General features: G+C 43.5%; 19 protein-coding genes and 1 other annotated feature. Of the genes, 2 read left to right on the forward strand and 17 right to left on the reverse strand.

The features are described from left to right. Positions 1–116: 116 nt before the first annotated feature. The 6 genes from IGK61_RS11540 to rpsB form a co-directional block, all read right to left on the reverse strand. Positions 117–923 (reverse strand): phosphatidate cytidylyltransferase, encoded by an 807-nt coding sequence (locus IGK61_RS11540; protein WP_010749318.1) that lies wholly within the window; start codon positions 921–923, stop codon positions 117–119. Then, on the reverse strand, positions 920–1,720 hold the full coding sequence (locus IGK61_RS11545) for an isoprenyl transferase (RefSeq protein WP_010749317.1): 801 nt from the start codon (positions 1,718–1,720) through the stop codon (positions 920–922). The genes IGK61_RS11540 and IGK61_RS11545 overlap by 4 nt, the downstream gene beginning before the upstream one ends. A gap of 191 nt (positions 1,721–1,911) precedes the next feature. After that, on the reverse strand, positions 1,912–2,469 hold the full coding sequence (gene frr / locus IGK61_RS11550) for a ribosome recycling factor (protein WP_005229434.1): 558 nt from the start codon (positions 2,467–2,469) through the stop codon (positions 1,912–1,914). Between the two features lies 1 nt (position 2,470). Beyond that, entirely contained in the window at positions 2,471–3,193 is a 723-nt protein-coding gene (gene pyrH, locus IGK61_RS11555) for a UMP kinase (RefSeq protein WP_005229433.1), read from the reverse strand. A 147-nt stretch (positions 3,194–3,340) separates the two neighbouring features. Continuing rightward, positions 3,341–4,222 carry a translation elongation factor Ts gene (gene tsf / locus IGK61_RS11560; RefSeq protein WP_005229432.1) on the reverse strand — a complete coding sequence of 294 codons (882 nt, stop codon included), beginning with the start codon at positions 4,220–4,222 and terminating at the stop codon, positions 3,341–3,343. Between the two features lie 110 nt (positions 4,223–4,332). Continuing rightward, the gene (rpsB, locus tag IGK61_RS11565; RefSeq protein WP_005229426.1) at positions 4,333–5,121 is read right to left on the reverse strand and encodes a 30S ribosomal protein S2; all 789 of its coding nucleotides are present in this window, start codon (positions 5,119–5,121) and stop codon (positions 4,333–4,335) included. Between the two features lie 303 nt (positions 5,122–5,424). Here rpsB and IGK61_RS11570 point away from each other — a divergent pair, with 303 nt between their 5' ends. Continuing rightward, positions 5,425–5,895: an arginine repressor gene (locus IGK61_RS11570; protein ID WP_005229424.1), complete on the forward strand. Its 471-nt coding sequence runs from the start codon at positions 5,425–5,427 to the stop codon at positions 5,893–5,895. Positions 5,896–5,978: 83 nt separating this feature from the next. Here the strand turns inward: IGK61_RS11570 and argS are convergent, their stop codons facing one another. The 10 genes from argS to IGK61_RS11620 form a co-directional block, all read right to left on the reverse strand. Further along, positions 5,979–7,670, reverse strand: a complete 1,692-nt coding sequence (gene argS / locus IGK61_RS11575) for an arginine--tRNA ligase (RefSeq protein WP_074536774.1) — start codon at positions 7,668–7,670, stop codon at positions 5,979–5,981. A 128-nt stretch (positions 7,671–7,798) separates the two neighbouring features. Then, positions 7,799–7,992, reverse strand: a binding site (T-box leader). Between the two features lie 79 nt (positions 7,993–8,071). Continuing rightward, on the reverse strand, positions 8,072–9,085 hold the full coding sequence (gene argF / locus IGK61_RS11580) for an ornithine carbamoyltransferase (protein WP_005229421.1): 1,014 nt from the start codon (positions 9,083–9,085) through the stop codon (positions 8,072–8,074). 137 nt (positions 9,086–9,222) lie between these two features. Then, positions 9,223–10,242, reverse strand: a complete 1,020-nt coding sequence (gene tsaD / locus IGK61_RS11585; protein WP_074536775.1) for a tRNA (adenosine(37)-N6)-threonylcarbamoyltransferase complex transferase subunit TsaD — start codon at positions 10,240–10,242, stop codon at positions 9,223–9,225. Further along, on the reverse strand, positions 10,235–10,708 hold the full coding sequence (gene rimI / locus IGK61_RS11590) for a ribosomal protein S18-alanine N-acetyltransferase (RefSeq protein ID WP_074536776.1): 474 nt from the start codon (positions 10,706–10,708) through the stop codon (positions 10,235–10,237). Before rimI (IGK61_RS11590) ends, tsaD begins: the two co-directional genes overlap by 8 nt. Next, a complete protein-coding gene (gene rimI, locus IGK61_RS11595; RefSeq protein WP_005237007.1) occupies positions 10,701–11,243 on the reverse strand; it encodes a ribosomal protein S18-alanine N-acetyltransferase in 543 nt (180 codons plus the stop codon). The genes rimI (IGK61_RS11590) and rimI (IGK61_RS11595) overlap by 8 nt, the downstream gene beginning before the upstream one ends. Beyond that, positions 11,227–11,952 (reverse strand): tRNA (adenosine(37)-N6)-threonylcarbamoyltransferase complex dimerization subunit type 1 TsaB, encoded by a 726-nt coding sequence (gene tsaB, locus IGK61_RS11600; RefSeq protein WP_074536777.1) that lies wholly within the window; start codon positions 11,950–11,952, stop codon positions 11,227–11,229. Before tsaB ends, rimI (IGK61_RS11595) begins: the two co-directional genes overlap by 17 nt. A gap of 264 nt (positions 11,953–12,216) precedes the next feature. Continuing rightward, the gene (locus IGK61_RS11605; protein ID WP_005229404.1) at positions 12,217–13,197 is read right to left on the reverse strand and encodes a LacI family DNA-binding transcriptional regulator; all 981 of its coding nucleotides are present in this window, start codon (positions 13,195–13,197) and stop codon (positions 12,217–12,219) included. Positions 13,198–13,229: 32 nt separating this feature from the next. Then, a complete protein-coding gene (galT, locus tag IGK61_RS11610; protein WP_074536663.1) occupies positions 13,230–14,714 on the reverse strand; it encodes a UDP-glucose--hexose-1-phosphate uridylyltransferase in 1,485 nt (494 codons plus the stop codon). Positions 14,715–14,717: 3 nt separating this feature from the next. Next, positions 14,718–15,716 (reverse strand): UDP-glucose 4-epimerase GalE, encoded by a 999-nt coding sequence (gene galE, locus IGK61_RS11615; protein WP_074536664.1) that lies wholly within the window; start codon positions 15,714–15,716, stop codon positions 14,718–14,720. 41 nt (positions 15,717–15,757) lie between these two features. Further along, positions 15,758–16,915 carry a galactokinase gene (locus IGK61_RS11620; protein WP_010749309.1) on the reverse strand — a complete coding sequence of 386 codons (1,158 nt, stop codon included), beginning with the start codon at positions 16,913–16,915 and terminating at the stop codon, positions 15,758–15,760. A gap of 150 nt (positions 16,916–17,065) precedes the next feature. On the opposite strand from IGK61_RS11620, the gene IGK61_RS11625 reads away from it, so the two are divergent. After that, on the forward strand, positions 17,066–17,233 hold the full coding sequence (locus IGK61_RS11625) for a DUF3042 family protein (protein ID WP_017144401.1): 168 nt from the start codon (positions 17,066–17,068) through the stop codon (positions 17,231–17,233). Between the two features lie 56 nt (positions 17,234–17,289). Here the strand turns inward: IGK61_RS11625 and IGK61_RS11630 are convergent, their stop codons facing one another. Beyond that, positions 17,290–17,646 (reverse strand): DUF488 domain-containing protein, encoded by a 357-nt coding sequence (locus IGK61_RS11630; protein WP_010749308.1) that lies wholly within the window; start codon positions 17,644–17,646, stop codon positions 17,290–17,292. Positions 17,647–17,751 lie beyond the last annotated feature (105 nt).

Here is a 17,751-nt window from a genome sequence, read left to right on the forward strand (position 1 = left end):
TCAGGGCAGCCTTTCCTTATTTTATCACACCGATTCCCGTTGAGGAACTCACATTCCCGTTGTAACAAGAATTTAAAAAAAGAAGCGCAAGCCAAGCCTGCACTTCTAAATAATTTCTAAAAAACACCGAATAAATACATGATTGGAAACACAAACAGCATGCTATCGAAGCGATCCAAGATCCCGCCATGTCCTGGCAAAAGATTGCCTGAATCCTTCACGCCATAATGACGTTTGATTGCCGATTCCACTAAATCCCCGAATTGACCAGCGATCGAAAAGAGGACAGTCAATAAGATCATGATGGCACTACCATGTCCAAAATAATCTTTCCCTGGAAATGCTAGCAGATACAGACCGGCTACGACCACCGCAGCAGCAATCCCGCCTAGGGCCCCTTCGATCGTTTTATTAGGGGAAATCTCTGGCCATAATTTTCGTTGTCCGTAACGCCGTCCCACCATGTAAGCCCCAATATCCGTTGCCCACACGATAAACAGACCGAAAACTAAAACGACTAAGCCATCCGTTGCTGAACGTGCCGTCAAGAAACGTTCAAACCCGACACCCGTATATAAGCTGACGATCACTGGAAAACCAGCTTCATCGATAGTATACGTATTTTTAGAAATAACCGCGATCCCTAGTAATAAAAGGACGATTACATAATACAGGGCACTTTTATCTGTGCCCTCTGGCAAAAAGAAAAACCAGCGTTCTTGAGGTAAAACTAAAATCACCGCACCGATGATTGAAAGAATTCCTTCAAAACTGAAAACAGCTAGTCCTTTCATCCGAAATAATTCATAAACACCAATCCCTGCCATCGCTGCTGCCAGCAATTCGACGGCAATGCCGCCAACGTAAATAATTGGCAGGAAAAAGGCTAATGCGACGACCGCAGTGATTACACGTTGTCTCACTCTTCTTCCTCCTTCGTTTTCAAACCGCCAAAACGCCGGTTTCGTTGTTGAAAGCTCCCGATCGCATCTTCTAGTAAAGCAGCATCGAAATCAGGCCAGAGCGCTTTCGTAAAGAATAATTCGCTGTAAGCAATCTGCCATAACAAGAAGTTGCTGATACGTTCTTCGCCACTCGTGCGAATCACCAATTCAGGATCACGTAACGCGTTTGGCAAAAAACCAGTCATCAAATGTGTCGCCAGCATGTCTTCCGTGAGCTTGGGCAGGGCTTCCTCCGAAGCTGCAAGCTCTTCATAAAGAGCTTGGACAGCAGTCAAAATTTCTGCGCGGCTGCCGTAATTTAAAGCAAAATTCAAGATCATCCCGGTATTATCTTTGGTTTGATCAATCGCTCGCTTGACCGCTTCTTGTGTATGCGCGGGTAAAGATTCCGTGAACCCCATCACTTTGACTTGAACATTTTCTTTGATCAGCTCAGGAACAAACGTGTCGAAAAAGTCGACGGGCAGTTGCATCAAAAAGTCCACTTCTTCGTTTGGCCGTTTCCAATTCTCTGTTGAAAACGCATAAAGAGTCAATACTTTCACACCAAGGTGTGAAGCATGTTTCGTGATCTTTTTTACCGTCTCCATGCCTTCTTTGTGACCAGCTACTCTTGGCAAGCGCCGGTTTTGCGCCCATCTGCCATTGCCATCCATAATGATCGCGATGTGTTGGGGAATCGGCAGTGATGGATCAAATTCATGTTCAGCCGCTTCTTTGATATATTTGTCTTTTTGTGGAAAAAAACGCAGCATCGTATTCGCTCCTCTTCCAATTCTTGAAATTCATCTTTTACATTATAACAATAATCAGATTTCTTGCCTATGAAAACCAAGAAAAGATTTCCATATTAAGAAAAAACAAAAAAACAGTCGTGATATTCAAGTACATAAGGCACTTTCGACCATAAAAAAAGAGCCGCTGAAGCGACTCTTCGTCATTCCTTTTAAACCTCAAGTAGCTCTTGCTCTTTTTCAGCTGCGATCGCATCGATTTCTTTGATGCTGTTATCTGTAGCAGTTTGCACTTCTTTTTCAGATTCACGCAAATCATCTTCTGTAATATCGCCAGCTTTTTCTTGTTTCTTGTAAGCTTCCATCGCATCACGGCGAATGTTACGGACCGCGATTTTCGCATTTTCAGCTTCTTTTTTCACGTCTTTGGCTAATTCTTTACGACGTTCTTCCGTTAATTGAGGAATCACCAAACGAATGACGGTTCCGTCATTGGCAGGCGTGATACCAATATCACTTTGCATGATAGCTTTTTCTACTTCTTGGATCATTGTTTTGTCAAAAGGTGTGATCATCAAAATTCTTGCTTCTGGAATCGTAATTGAAGCCATTTGGTTCAAGGGTGTTGGTACACCATAGTAAGTAACCATTACGCGGTCTAAGATGCTCGCGTTCGCGCGGCCAGCACGGATTTGTCCTAATTCCCGCTGCAAGTTTTCTGCTGCTTTTTTCATTTTGTCTTTTGCTTCTGTTAAAATTTTGTCAGCCATGTTATTTCCCCCTTACTGTCGTTCCAATATGTTCACCTAAAATGGCGCGGCGAATGTTTCCATGCTCATTCAAGTTGAATACGACTAATGGAATATCGTTGTCCATACTTAATGAACTTGCGGTTGAATCCATTACTTGCAATCCTTTAGAAATGACTTCTAAATGGGTCAATTCTTCAAATTTCACAGCACTTTGGTCCGTTTTAGGATCTGCTGAGTAGACGCCATCAACATTGTTTTTCGCCATCAAAATGACATCAGCGTTGATTTCAGCTGCCCGTAAGGCTGCGGTCGTATCAGTTGAGAAATAAGGGTTTCCGGTTCCGCCTGCAAAAATGACGACCCGCCCTTTTTCTAAGTGACGTTCTGCTCTGCGACGAATATAAGGCTCTGCGATTTGACGCATTTCGATCGAAGTTTGGACACGCGTTGGTACACCAGCATTTTCTAGCGTGTCTTGTAATGCTAAAGCATTCATCACAGTCGCTAACATGCCCATGTAATCAGCTTGTGCTCTTTCCATTCCCATTTGCGCGCCGATTTGTCCACGCCAAATGTTTCCGCCGCCGACCACGATCGCCATCTGTACGCCTAATTCGTGGACTTCCTTGATCTCTTTAACGATCTCTTGGATCGTCGGTGGTTTGATCCCAAAGCCTTCGTCACCCGCTAATGCTTCACCACTTAATTTTAATACAACACGTTGATATTTTGGTTTGCCCATCATGATTCCTCCGTACATTCTCCAATACTATTGTAGCATATTGGTGCTCTTTCGTTGAAAATTATCTACACTATTTCTTCAAAAACCGTTTTTGCTTAAAAAAAGGGAGCGCACTTCCATGCGTTCCCATCTGTTCGAGGAACAGAATTATTTTTTCACTTGGCTCATTACTTCTTCAACGAAGTTGTCTTCGCGTTTTTCTATACCTTCGCCGACTTCAAAGCGGACAAAAGATTTCACAGTTGCGCCTTTTGATGCAACGTATTTTTCAACCGTCATATCTGGGTCTTTAACGAATGGTTGGTCAACCAAAGCGATTTCTGCTTTAAATTTCTTCAAGCGTCCTTCAACCATTTTTTCAACGATGTTCGCTGGTTTTCCTTCGTTCAATGCTTGTTCTGTCAAGACTTGTTTTTCATGATCCAATTCTTCTTGAGAGATTTGTGCTTCGTTCACGTAGCGAGGGTTGATCGCTGCAACGTGCATTGCAACATCTTTCGCAACTGATTCGTCAGTTGTTCCTTCAAGAACAGTCAATACAGCAATACGTCCGCCCATGTGTAGGTAACCGCCGAATGCAGCATTGTCATCTTTTTCAACAACTTCAAAACGACGGAAGCTGATTTTTTCTCCGATTACTTGTGTTGCTTCGATCAACGCAGCATCCATTGTGCCTTTAGAAGTTTCTAATTTTAAAGCAGCATCCATATCAGCTGGTTTGTTTGCTGCGATTACTTCAGCGATTTCTTTTACTAAGTCTTGGAACATTTCGTTTTTAGAAACGAAGTCAGTTTCTGAGTTCACTTCAACGATTGCTGCTGTGTTGCCGTTGATCGCTACAGATGCTAAACCTTCAGCAGCAATACGGTCGTTTTTCTTCGCAGCTTTTGCCATACCTTTTTCACGTAATAAGTCTACGGCTTTTTCGATGTCGCCTTCTACTTCAACTAATGCACGTTTTGCGTCCATCATTCCTACACCAGTCATATCGCGTAATTCTTTTACTAATTTAGCTGTTACTTCTGCCATTTTTTGTTTCCTCCTAAATGTTTTTAAACAAGATTGCTTGTCTTTAAAAAAAGCTGTTTCAAAGGAGAGTGAGGCTTGGCGCCTAGCCTTTGAAACAGCTCCATCATTTATTATTCAGCTGATGCGTTGTCGCCTTCGACAACATCAACGATTTCTTCGATTGAAGTTGCGTTTTCTGTTGATTCAGCAGCAAAATCTTCTTCTGCTACTTGGTCTTCGCCTTGGTTACCTTCGATGAAAGCATCTGCCATTTTCGCAGTGATCAATTTAACGGCACGAATAGCGTCATCATTTGATGGGATAACAACATCGATTTCGTCTGGATCACAGTTTGTATCGACCATAGCTACGATCGGGATATTTAATTTGCGTGCTTCTTGGATCGCGATACGTTCTTTACGTGGGTCAACAACGTACATTACATCTGGAATTCTTGGCATATCAGCGATACCGCCTAAGAATTTTTCAAGACGTTCGCGCTCTTTGTTCAAGCCAACGACTTCTTTTTTAGGAAGAACAGCAAATGTGCCATCTTCTTCCATTTTGTTGATTTGTTTCAAACGAGCAACACGTTTTTGGATTGTTTCCCAGTTTGTCAAAGTTCCACCTAACCAACGATGGTTAACATAGTATTGACCTGAACGGATTGCTTCTTCTTTGATTGCTTCTTGTGCTTGTTTTTTAGTACCTACGAACAATGCAACGCCGCCTTCTTCAGCAACATTTTTCATGTAGTCGTAAGCTGCGTCTACTAATTTCACTGTTTTTTGCAAATCAATGATGTAGATGCCATTTCTTTCTGTGAAGATATATTTCTTCATTTTTGGGTTCCAGCGACGAGTTTGGTGACCAAAGTGTACGCCGGCTTCTAGTAATTGTTTCATTGAGATTACTGCCATGTTGTGTTTCCTCCAATTTGGTTTTTTTGTTTTCCTCTCTTGCTCTTTTACTCCTTGAAGAACTGAATCGATCAGCACCGCTTCGCAGATGGAACAAGATGTGGGATTGACGTGAAAAACTCACGCCTTAAACAGTATACAGTAGCTAAAAAAGAAATGCAACTGATTCAAATGAAAAAACTACGATACGTGCTCCAGCTTTTTTTTAACGTTCTAATTCTTTTCTTATTATATCTAGGTTTTTTCGGCTTTATCTGCTATGATAAGGCTGACTTAATCAATCATGCTTAAAGGAGTTTACCTATGCGAAAAGCTGATCGCCATTTACTTATTAGACAAATTATTACTGAACATACTGTACGCACGCAAGAAGAATTATTGCAGCAATTGGAAGCCCAAGGCGTCTCCGCCACGCAAGCGACCATCTCTCGCGATATTCGTGATTTGAAAATCGTGAAAGTGCCCGATGAAACAGGTCAGACGAAGTTTGTCATTTTTCAAGGAATGCAATCGTCAGAAGATGAAAAAGAAGAAGAGCAGCGTTTGATACAGATGATCGAAGACGTTGTCACTAAAGTAGATCGTGTGCAATTTATGACGTTGATCCATACCGTTGCGGACAATGCGCCTTTGCTTTCGGCTGCGATCGATGAAGTGACTATGCCAGAAAAAGTGTGCTCGTTGGCGGGCTTTGATACAGTAGCGGTGATTTCCCGCAGCGACGAAGATGCCGAAACTTTTTATCAATTTATCAGAAACCACGCGGTCTTATAAAACACCGGACAAATGTGACCTATCTGTATTTTTACTACAAAAAAGCTGTGCCCTTATCAAAACAAGGAGCACAGCTTTTTTTGTTACATTTTGTCGGGTGCGTGTAAACCAAGCAACCGTAAATCTTCTTTTAATAAGGTCGTTACTGCATAAACTAGAGCCAGACGTGCGTCTTTTTCCGCATCTTCAGCCAAGATTTTCACATTAGCGTAATACTTATTAAAGGCCTGTGCCAATTTGATGGCATGTTTGGCAATGACGGATGGTTCATATTTTTCCGCCGCTTGCATGACCGTTTCTGGATAGCGTTGAATCAATTTGATGACTTCCCAGCTCTCAGTATCTGCCAATGACAGACTGCTGACAGCAGCAGGATCAAAGTCGGCTTTTTCAAGAATGCTCATGGCACGGGCATGAGAATATTGCACATAGGGTCCGGTCTCTCCTTCAAAACGGACAACTTCTTCTAGCGTAAAGTCGAAATTATTCAAACGGTCATTTTTCAAGTCGTGGAAAACGACTGCCCCGACACCGACTTGTTTTGCAACTTCTTCTTTGTTTTCAAGGGTTGGGTTCTTTTCAGTGATTTGTTCTTTCGCTGAATCGATCGCTTCATTCAATACTTCTTCTAAAAGAACGATCTTCCCTTTTCTCGTAGATAATTTTTTCCCATCTTTGGTGATCAACCCAAATGGTACGTGGGTCATATCATCTGCCCACTCAAAGCCCATTTCCTTCAAAACAGCTTTTAACTGCTTGAAGTGATAACTTTGCTCATTTCCTACCACGTACAATGATTTAGCAAAATTGTAGGTCCGTTTGCGGTACAGCGCTGCAGCCATGTCCCGGGTGATGTAAAGAGTCGCACCATCGGATTTGCGGATCAAGGCTGGATTTAAGTCATACGCAGCCAAATCAACGATCTCTGCCCCTTGGTCTTCTTTCAGCAAGTGTTTTTCCTCTAATAATTCCACGACTTCTGTCATTTTATCATTATAGAAAGCTTCGCCATTCAATGAATCAAAGGAAACTTCCAACATATCATAGATTTTATTGAATTCTTTTAATGATTCATCACGGAACCATTGCCACAAATCCATTGCTTCTTGGTCACCATCTTCTAGTTTCTTGAACCAAGCTCTCGCATCATCTTCTAATTGTTTATCTGTCTCGGCAGCTTCATGAAAATCAACATACAAACGTAGCAGTTCGTTGATTGGTTCCGCTTTGACCGCTTCTTCTGACCCCCATTTTTTATAGGCAACGATCAATTTCCCAAATTGTGTGCCCCAGTCGCCTAAATGGTTGATGCGAATTGGCTGGTAACCGATTTTTTCTAAAATAAAGCCGATCGAGTTACCGATCACAGTGGAACGCAAATGCCCCATTGAGATGGGTTTGGCAATATTTGGTGAAGACATATCGATGGGTACTGCTTGCTGATTGCCGATGGTTTGATCGCCAAAATGATTTTTTTCTTTGAGAACCATCTCTAAGACATGGGCAGAGATTGCTTTTTTATCCATAAAGAAGTTTAAATATGGACCGACCACTTCAATTTTTTCAAAAGACGCTTGATCGATTTTTTCTGCTAAGTCTGCGGCAATTTGCTGCGGCGCTTTCCGATAGACTTTTGCTAGCGAGAAGGCTGGGAATGCCACATCCCCATGGTCGGCTGACTTTGGATTTTCCAGTAATTGCTGAACTTGTTCGATCGATAGATCTTCTTTTACTACTTGATGGATGGCTTGTGCGACGATTTCTTTGTTATTCATAGTATCCCTCCTATAATGACTGAGCCCATGTTTTGATGAAAAGTTGTTTGAAGCAAGCAAACAGCTGTATGTTTTTAACGCAAGAAATGATTGATAAAAACAAAAAAAGCCTCTAGCGCATAGCATGCACTAGAGACGAGATTTCCCGCGGTACCACTCTGATTGTCCTTTTCGGACCTACTTTTTTCTGATAACGGCAGAATTCCGTTTGCTTGGCAAATTCTCACAAGTGCGTTTCACAATCTGATCAATTCGGCTTCCACCACCCCGAACTCGCTAACTGATACTCGAATCGCTACTTCTCTTGTTTCATCAAATCAAGGCTATTTACTTCCCAGAAAGTATAGCAAAGAAATGTTTGTTTGGCTAGCGAGATTTTGGCATTTTCAAAAAAAATTATTTTATACTTTAGGAATAAATAGATCTCCAGCAGTCACTGCCATGATCGCTTTGATTGAGTGCAAACGATTTTCGGCTTGATCAAATTGACGGGCATACTTACTGCGAAAGACCTCATCAGTGACTTCCATCTCAGAAATTCCATACGCCTGCGCTGCTTTTTTGCCATACGTGGTCTGATCATCATGAAATGCTGGCAAACAATGCATAAAAATCACTTGATCGTTTTGTGTTTTTTTCATCAACGATTGGTTGACTTGATACGGCAGCAGCTGTTCAATCCGCTCTTGGAATTTTTCTTCTTCACCCATTGATACCCAAACATCGGTATACACGACATCAGCGCCTAGAACACCTTGATCCACATCATCAGTCACCAAAATCTTTGCGCCTGATTGCTTGGCATAGGCTTGTGCCTGTGCGATGATGGTTGCTTCTGGCTGTAAGGCTTTCGGAGTGACGACATGAATATTGACCCCTAAAATCGCACTGGTCACTAACAAAGAATTGGCGACATTGTTGCGCCCATCCCCACAGTATGCGATGGTCAAGCCAGTCAGCTCACCGAAGTTTTCTTGAATGGTTAAAAAGTCAGCGATCATTTGCGTTGGATGCCATTCATCCGTTAAGCCATTCCAAACAGGTACGCCTGAATAGTTGGCCAGATCTTCGACAACCTGCTGACTAAAGCCGCGAAACTCGATCCCGTCAAACATGCGGCCGAATACTTTGGCGGTATCTTCAACGGATTCTTTAGACCCCAACTGAATATCATTGGCCCCTAAAAATTCCGGATGTGCCCCCAGATCCACCGCTGCAACCGTAAAGGCTGCTCGCGTCCGTGTCGAATTCTTTTCAAACAAAAGTGCAATGTTTTTGCCATCTAAATAACGATGTGGTTGATTGTTGGCCTTCATCCCTTTCAAGTGCTGGGAAAAATCAATCAAATATTGTAGTTCTTCTTTTGTAAAATCCTTTTCTGCTAAAAAACTGCGTCCTTTAAAAACCGATGTCATTGCATACCCGCCCTTCGATTAACTAATAATTATACATTATAATATCAAATAATGAAATAAAATACAACGAAATCTTCTGTTTGCTCATATAGAAACCCAAAAAAAACACCTAAGAACGGATCTTAGGTGCAATCATCTTAAGAAATCGTATGGGCAAAGCTGACACTTGGATCAGCATTCAATGAAAGATCTGCTAAGCGCTGCTTTTTCAACGCAACATGGGCATAGGCACCAATCATGGCCGCATTATCTCCGCAAAGACGCAACGGTGGAATCAACAATTCCACTTCCGGCAATTCCTGCATCGCTTTTTGTAAAGCGTCACGCAAGCCTTGATTCGCCGCGACTCCCCCAGCAACGATCAGCTGGTTTACAGGATAAGCTTGGCACGCCCGCAACGTTTTGTGAACCAATACTTCGACAACGCTGGCTTGGAAACTAGCTGCTAGATTTTCTACTGACAAAGCTTCCTCTCTTTGCTGTGCATTATGCACAAAATTGATAAAGGAACTCTTTAAGCCGCTGAAACTAAAATCAAAATTATCTTCTTGTATCATTGCTCGAGGAAAGTGATACGTATCACTGCCTTGATGCGCAAGGCGATCAATTTCTTTCCCACTAGGATAAGGCAACCCCAGAACACGACCGACTTTGTCATAGGCTTCACCAGCGGCATCATCTCTCGTTTCACCGATGATCTCAAAAGAGCCATCTTCTGCCATATACACCAATTCGGTGTGGCCACCGCTGACCAATAATGCCATTAAAGGAAAAACCAATGGCTTCACTAGGCGAGCTGCATAAATATGTCCTGCCATGTGATTGACCGGAATCAACGGTAAGCTGTGGGCCCACGCAAAGGCTTTTGCTGCAGAAAGCCCAATCAACAGTGCCCCAACCAACCCTGGACCATAGGTAACAGCAACAGCTGACAACTCTTCAGGTTGGGTGTCGGCCTGTGTCAATGCTTCCTCGATGCATAAAGTAATCTGTTCGACATGGTGACGACTAGCGACTTCTGGTACGACACCGCCGAAGCGTTGGTGGCTCTTGATCTGCGAAGCAACAATGTTACTTAAAATGGTGTCGCCGTTTTTAATCACTGCCACACTGGTTTCATCACAACTGCTTTCAATGGCTAAAATCAATTCATTCATTTGATTTTTGTCCGCCTACTTTCTTTTCCATAATCAACGCATCCTCTTCTGGATGACTGTAATATTTTTTTCTACGACCGATGACTGTATAGCCCATACGTAAATAAAGAGCTTGTGCTTGCAAATTCGACACACGCACTTCAAGATAGATGCGCCGACCATCGGTTTGTTCCACGAGCGATTCCATTTGTTTCAACAATTCTTTCGCCAAACCACGACCTTGATACGCTGGTAAAACCGCTACATTAAACAGCTCTGCTTCATCCAGCACTTGCTGAAAACAGAGAAACCCAATCAGCTCTTGGTTGGTTTTTCCATAACGGAACAAATAGCGACTGTTGCTGTTTTGCAAATCTTGTTGAAATTGCTGCACATTCCAAGGTGAGCCAAATGGATAGCTCTGATCTGCCAATGACCAGAGCATTTGCGGTGTCGGGATCGTTTGCTCTACTTGTTCGTTAGTCATTTAAAAATTTCACCATATCCAATGCGTCTTCATTGCCTTCGGTGTAGTACGCCGTTTTGATCGCCTGTGAAACAAACCCGAGGGTCCGATACAAGCGTTGCGCATCACGATTGCCCAGGCGCACTTCTAATGTCAAACGGTCGCATTTGTTTTTCCTTGCATAACGTTCGATTTCTCCTAGCAAGAAAGAACCGATCCCTTTTCCTTGATAATCAGGAATGATCGCGATATTGGTGATATGGGCATCAGCGCCTAAAATCCGCACCCCGATAAACCCAATCATCCGCTCATTATGCAAGATGCCCAAATAAAGATGTTTGACCCGTGAATAAAGCTCTGACAAAAAGGCGCTCTTGGTCCAAGGCAGTTCCCCAGCATACACGAGACGCTCCACCTGCAGCAGCTCTTTAATGTCATCTCCGACTAATTCACGAACAACGTACGTTTCCCCTCGTATCTCTTTTTTACGCTCTGGGTATTGAATCTGACGGAAAAGAGCCAGCTTTCCCGTCATCGTTTTAAATTTTTTCAACATAGGCATCCACTCCCGGTTCATGCGAGGCTAACCATTTTTCTTCGGCTTCAACTAATTTTAAATAGTCTGGTACAAAATCATGGATCGAAGCGACCGGAGCTTCTTCTTTCGCAATAGCAGCTAAAACAACGCCATTCGGGTAATTCCATAACGACACTTGATTGATATGGGCTGTCGGCAGTTCCGCCTCGATCATGTCTTTAAATTTGATGGTATCGGCGCCGACAAATAGCACTTCTTGACCATCGACTGCTTTTAGCTGGGCCAATAACTCAGACAGTGAGATATGCTGGTCTTTGATCCTTGTTTGTAAGGTCCCATTATGCCATTGGTAGGCACCTGTGTAGACATTTTGACGGCGAGCGTCAAACAACGGGACGATCACTTGAGATACGCCCACGCAATTGGCAGCGACTGCTTTCAAACTGGAAACACCAATCAGCGGGATGTTCAATGTTTGCGCCAGCGTTTTTGCTGTTGTGACGCCGATTCGCAAACCCGTATACGAACCAGGACCTTTCGCAACAACGATTTGTTCCAGCTCTTTAGGTGCCATCCCCACCGCTTGCATCAATCCATCAATGGCAGGCATCAATGCTGTGCTGTGGTTTTTGATCGCCATCGTCTGGCTTTGTCCCAACACTTCTTGACCATCGACCACCGCAACCGCCAGTGTCTGGTTTGAGGTATCAATCGCTAATGTTTTCATCTATCTTCTCCCCATTCAAAAAACTCTCTCATATTCTACCATATTCTAATCAAATGCCCAACCAAGTCTCCCAAAAGATGCCTGCGTTTAGAAAAAAAGCAATAGGACAACAATACCCGAACCTTTGAAAAAAGCAAGCACGGCTGCAGCTGCAAACCGACGAGGCTGTTTAAAGGTTCGGGTAAGACGATAGTCATTTTTTTGTTATTCTATTAAAACTCAGTTGACGTGTGTAACGACATCCTTCGGTGATTCAACTGGTTGCTAGGAGGATTGGCGCGTGATCAGTTCCGTTGCGATTGTAACTTTGCGAGGAACGGGGGCTGCATTCGTAATGATATCCAGCAAGGTCGTCACTGCCAGCTCCCCCAGCCATTCCGTATGAACTTTGATGGTTGACAGAGTGGGAAAGACGTACTTTGCAACACTGACATCGTTGAAGCCGATAATTGCGATCTCCTCAGGAATCTTGATGTTTTTTTCTTGCAAAGCACGCATAGCGCCAATCGCTAAGGCATCACTGGAAGCAAATAAAGCACTTGGCAACTCTTTGTTTTGCTGCAAATACTCTTTCATCGCCTCATAACCGCCCTCTACTGTAAACGGTGCGCTGAGGTGATATTGCGGGTGGTGCAGCTTCAACCGACGGAGCCGTTCCTCAAAAATTCGGCGCCGAGGGTCTTCGATTTCTTGGTGATGATCCTTGGTAAACTCAACGCCTGATAACAAGCCGATCCTTTGGTGGCCTTTTGCAATAAAGTCATCGATCACTAAATCCACCGCTTGTTGAAAGTCCACCACCAGAGAATTGACGCCCTGAGCCAATGCGTCAAAATCGACCATCAACAAATTGGCTTGGCTTTTTTTCAATTGTCGAATCTGGTGATCATCAAATTTCCCTAGTGCAATCGTTCCATCGACTGCGGTATCAGTCAATCCTTCGTAGGGTTCTTTCAGCAAACGAATCCCTAATTCTTCGGTTTTGTTTTCAATCCCGATACGGATCGCTAAATAGTAAAGATCTGCTAATTCTTCCTCGGTATCAAACCATTGGATCAAGCGCATACTACTGGTTTCTGGCTGACTCTTTTTTTTATGTTTTGTGTAATTGAGTGCTTCTGCGGCTTTAAAAATTTTCTCTTTGGTTTCAGAACTGACCGATAATTCTGAATCGTAATTCAGCACCCGTGATACAGTGGCTGGCGAGACGCCAGCCTGTTGTGCAATATCTTTAATCGTTGCCATCTTCCAGCCTCCTTTTTTTGCGGGGAACTTTTTTATAAAGTAGCTATAAAGCGAGCAAAGGCCGCTTGCCCTGTCTGGTCTCGCTTGAAGACGCCTGCATGCGTCAATACTTGTGTAAAGACTTCCCCTAATGCATTACGTAAAATCTGCGACACGTTATCGGCATTGCATTCTGGGTGCTGGGCTTTGATCGCATCTGCCCAAGGAATATGGTATGCCGCGATCTGATTGGGCTGATCCAATAGATAAGCAGTCACTTCTTCAAGTTCCGGAGCTAAACGCGGCGGGAGAACTGCCAAGCCCATGACTTCAATCAATCCGATATTTTCTTTTTTGATATGCTGCACTTCTTGATGCGGATGAAAAATGCCGTCAGGATGTTCTTTGGAAACATTATTATCCCGCAAGACTAAGTCCATTTCAAACAGCTCTCCTTGCTTGCGTGCGATCGGTGTCACCGTATGATGAGGCGTTCCATCTTCTGAAAAGGCATTGATCGAAACACTTGGATCTGAGTACTGTTGCCATTGGGCTAACACATATTGGCAAGCAGCGGCTAATTTTTGTTTGTTTTTCGCTTGTAGTCGTATCACCGACATTGGCCACTTCACGATCCCCGCAGCGACATCAGGAAAACCAGTTAAAGAAAAGCGTTGCTCGATCGGCGCTTTTGCCATGGCAAACGTGTGCCGTCCTCCTTGATAATGGTCATGAGACAAGATCGAACCCCCAACGATCGGCAGATCGGCATTGGACCCGACAAAATAATGCGGCATCACTTCAATGATCTGCAACAAGCGAGCGAAGGTTTGCAAATTGATTTTCATAGGACGATGGTCTAAAGAGAGAAAAATCGAATGCTCATTGTAGTAGGCATAGGGCGAATATTGAAAGCCCCATGCTTCATTATCCAAATTCATACGGATGATCCGATGGTTGGTCCGTGCTGGATAATTGACTCGTCCTTGGTAGCCTTCATTTTCCAAACACAACATACATTTCGGATAATCTACAGAAGCAGCAGCTCCTTCTTTCGCTATTTGCTTGGGATCTTTTTCAGGTTTTGATAAATTGATCGTGATCTCGATCTCCCCATATTCGGTATCAACTGGGAACACGATATTCTTTGCGATGGCCCGAGTCTTGATGTAATCATTTTGACGGCACAGCTCAAAGAAATAATCCGTCGCTTCTTTAGGATCATTGGCATAATGCTGCGCAAAAAAAGCATTGACTACTGAAGGCGGTGGCGTCAAAAAGTCCATCAACTGTGCTTCAAAGATTTCTCTTTCTGCGTGAGAATCGCCAATTTGCTGATTGCTCAAAGCGCATGCCACCAGCTCGTCCATCAAATCAATGGAGGAACGAGCAACAGAACGAATTTCGCTGGGCTCAAAAACAGCTTCCCCGATCATGGCTAGTACCCGGTTTTGCAAATAAATACGATCCATTTCCATCCAGCCGCCAGCCTTGATTGCTAAAGTGACGAAATCGCTGATTGTTTGGCTGATCGTCATTGGTTATTCCTCCTGCCCTTGATACCCATTTGGATGGCTGACATGCCAATTCCAAGCAGTCTCGATGATTGCTTCGACGTCGGTATAGACTGGTTTCCAGCCTAAAACCTTTCGTGCTTTTTCACTCGATGCCACTAAGGTACTTGGATCACCGGCACGGCGAGGCGCCACTCTGGCTGGGATCTCTTTTTTCGTTACATTGCGAGCAGCTTCCACCATTTCTTTCACAGAGTACCCATGATTGCTGCCTAGATTGAAGACATTGCTCTCATTGCCTTTTTGTAAATATTCTAATGCCAACAGGTGAGCAGCGATCAGATCTTCAACATGGACATAATCGCGGACACAAGTACCATCTGGAGTATCGTAATCCTCCCCAAAAATCGCTACCTCTTTGCGTTGTCCTAAAGCAGCTTGCAAGATGATCGGTACTAAGTGTGTTTCTGGATCATGGTCTTCACCGATCGAAGCATCCGACTTCGCGCCAGCCACATTGAAATAACGCAATGCGACATACTTCATTCCATAAGCTTCATCGCACCAACGCATCATTTTTTCCATGATCAACTTGCTTTCGCCATATGGATTTTTAGGATTTGTTGGGGTTTCTTCCGTGATTGGACTATGGTCAGGTTCCCCATAAGTTGCTGCTGTAGAGGAAAAGACGATATGTTTCACTTGATGTTCCTTCATCACTTCTAAGAGGACCTGCATCCCATACACATTATTGTTGAAATACTTCAATGGTTTTTCCACAGATTCTCCCACCAAAGAGCTGGCAGCAAAGTGAATCACGCCATCGATCGTTTCTTTTTCAAATACCGATTGTAAAAATGCTTTGTCGCGAATATCTCCTTCATAAAAGGTTGCTGCTGGATGGATCGCTTGGCGATGTCCTGTCAGCAAATTGTCAACGGCAACCACTTGTTTTCCTTGTTCGATCAATTGATCGACTGCATGAGAACCGATATAGCCGGCTCCTCCTAATACTAAAATCGCCATATTTTCAGCCTTCTTTCTTCATTCCTTCATCGTTTCTTATTCTACAGTTTTCGTGCACCATCATCAATACTTGCTTGATAAATGTCGGTTGCGTAGCCGATTTCTGCTAAATAGGCTGCTTTGACTGACGCTTCGAAATCAGCCCATTCACTTGCTTTGACCAATGCGATCCCGCAACCGCCAAAGCCCGCACCCGTCATCCGCGCACCTAGAACAGCAGGGTGCGCTTGAGCGGCTGCGACTAGTGTATCTAGTTCATGCCCTGTCACTTCATAATCATCTCGCAATGAAGCATGGGAGGCATTTAATAACTGGCCGAATTCTTCAAGATCACCAGCAGTCAAAGCAGCTTTTGCTTTCAATGTCCGTTGGTTTTCCGTCACCGCATGTTTCGCCCGTTTGATCAAGCGTGGATCATCGATCAATGCTGTATTTGCAAAAAAGGTTGCTTCGTCTAATGCGCCCAATGAATCAATGGCTAATGATTTTTGCAAACGAGCCAATGCTTCTTCACATTCTGCACGTCGTTCATTGTATTTAGAATCAGCCAATTCGCGTCGCTTATTGGTATTCATGATCGCTACGACATAATCGCCAAATGCCGCTGGTACGACTTCATAATTTAACGTGTTCGTATCTAAAAGCAGTGCATGGTCTTTTTGACCCATTCCGATCGCAAATTGATCCATGATCCCTGAGTTAACGCCAATAAACTCATTTTCGACTTTTTTGCCAATTTTAACTAAGTCCAAGGTCGTCAGGGTTAAATCAAAGAGATCTTTTAGACAAACCCCCGTCAGCAATTCAATCGATGCCGAAGAAGAAAGACCTGCGCCATTCGGAATGTTGCCATAAAAAGCGATGTCAAAGCCTCGATCGATCACTTGCCCCGCTTCTTTTAGGAAACGAACGACTCCTTTCGGATAGTTTGTCCAATCATCTTCTTTTCGGTAATCCAGCTCATCTAACGAAAAGGAGATCACGCCTTTTTCTGGAAAGTTCTCTGAATAGAGTTGGATCAACTGGTCTTCACGTTTTCGCGCTACTGCATACGTCCCTAATGTGATCGCCGCCGGGAAAACATAACCGCCATTGTAATCCGTGTGTTCACCGATCAAGTTGATTCTCCCTGGTGCAAAATACATGCCTGTGCCTTCTGTTCCAAATTTATCAATAAATATCTGTTGCAATTGCTCCATTTCTCTCACTCCCACTTTCTTTTTAGTAAACTTATTGTAAAATATTTACTAAATTATTTCAAGCGTTTTCAATCCCAAAAGTGATTTTTTTTGATATTTTTTCCGTTTTCATTCATAATGAACCTATAACTAAAGGCGAGGTGTTTAATGATGAAACGATTTCTTTCAGGATTTTTAGTAGGAACAGTCGCAACGGTTGCTGCAGCTGCAAGTGTTGTTATGACGGTCAAGAAACAAGTGATTGATCCAATTGATGAACAACAAGCGGATCATGATGAAAAACGGAAACGTGCGATGCGTAAAAGCGTTGCCCGTTAATCATTTGCTACAAAAGAGCCGTCAGCCTTCAATAGGCTGGCGGCTCTTTTAGGTAATCATTCTTCCTTCTCCAGTAAGTCCTGCAAAATCACGGCTTGATTTTGTTCTTCATTTTTCGCTCCGTATAGTAAGGTAACGGTCTCTTGTTCAGCAACCAACGCGTTTAACTGTGCCAAGGCATCTTTAGCGGGCGCTTTCTCTAATTCTTGTAGATAGCGGTCTTTAAACGCATCAAAACGTTCAGGATCATGCCCAAACCATTTGCGCAATTCAGTACTTGGTGCGACTGCTTTGAGCCATAGATCGATCTGAGCTGTTTCCTTTTTCATCCCTCTAGGCCAGATGCGATCCACCAATACCCGATAGCCATCTGTCGTTTCCGCCGCTTCATAAATTCTTTTTCGCTTGATCAACGCACACTCTCCTTATTGATAGACCTAAGTTCAAATAAAGGCAAAAGCCCACAATGTAAATTGAACAATGACTTACTTGAAACACTCCGTTTGGTGTTTCGTCAC

Origin of the sequence: Enterococcus sp. AZ063 (assembly GCF_051715045.1) — a bacterium.
GTDB classification, from domain to species: Bacteria; Bacillota; Bacilli; order Lactobacillales; family Enterococcaceae; genus Enterococcus_D; species Enterococcus_D casseliflavus.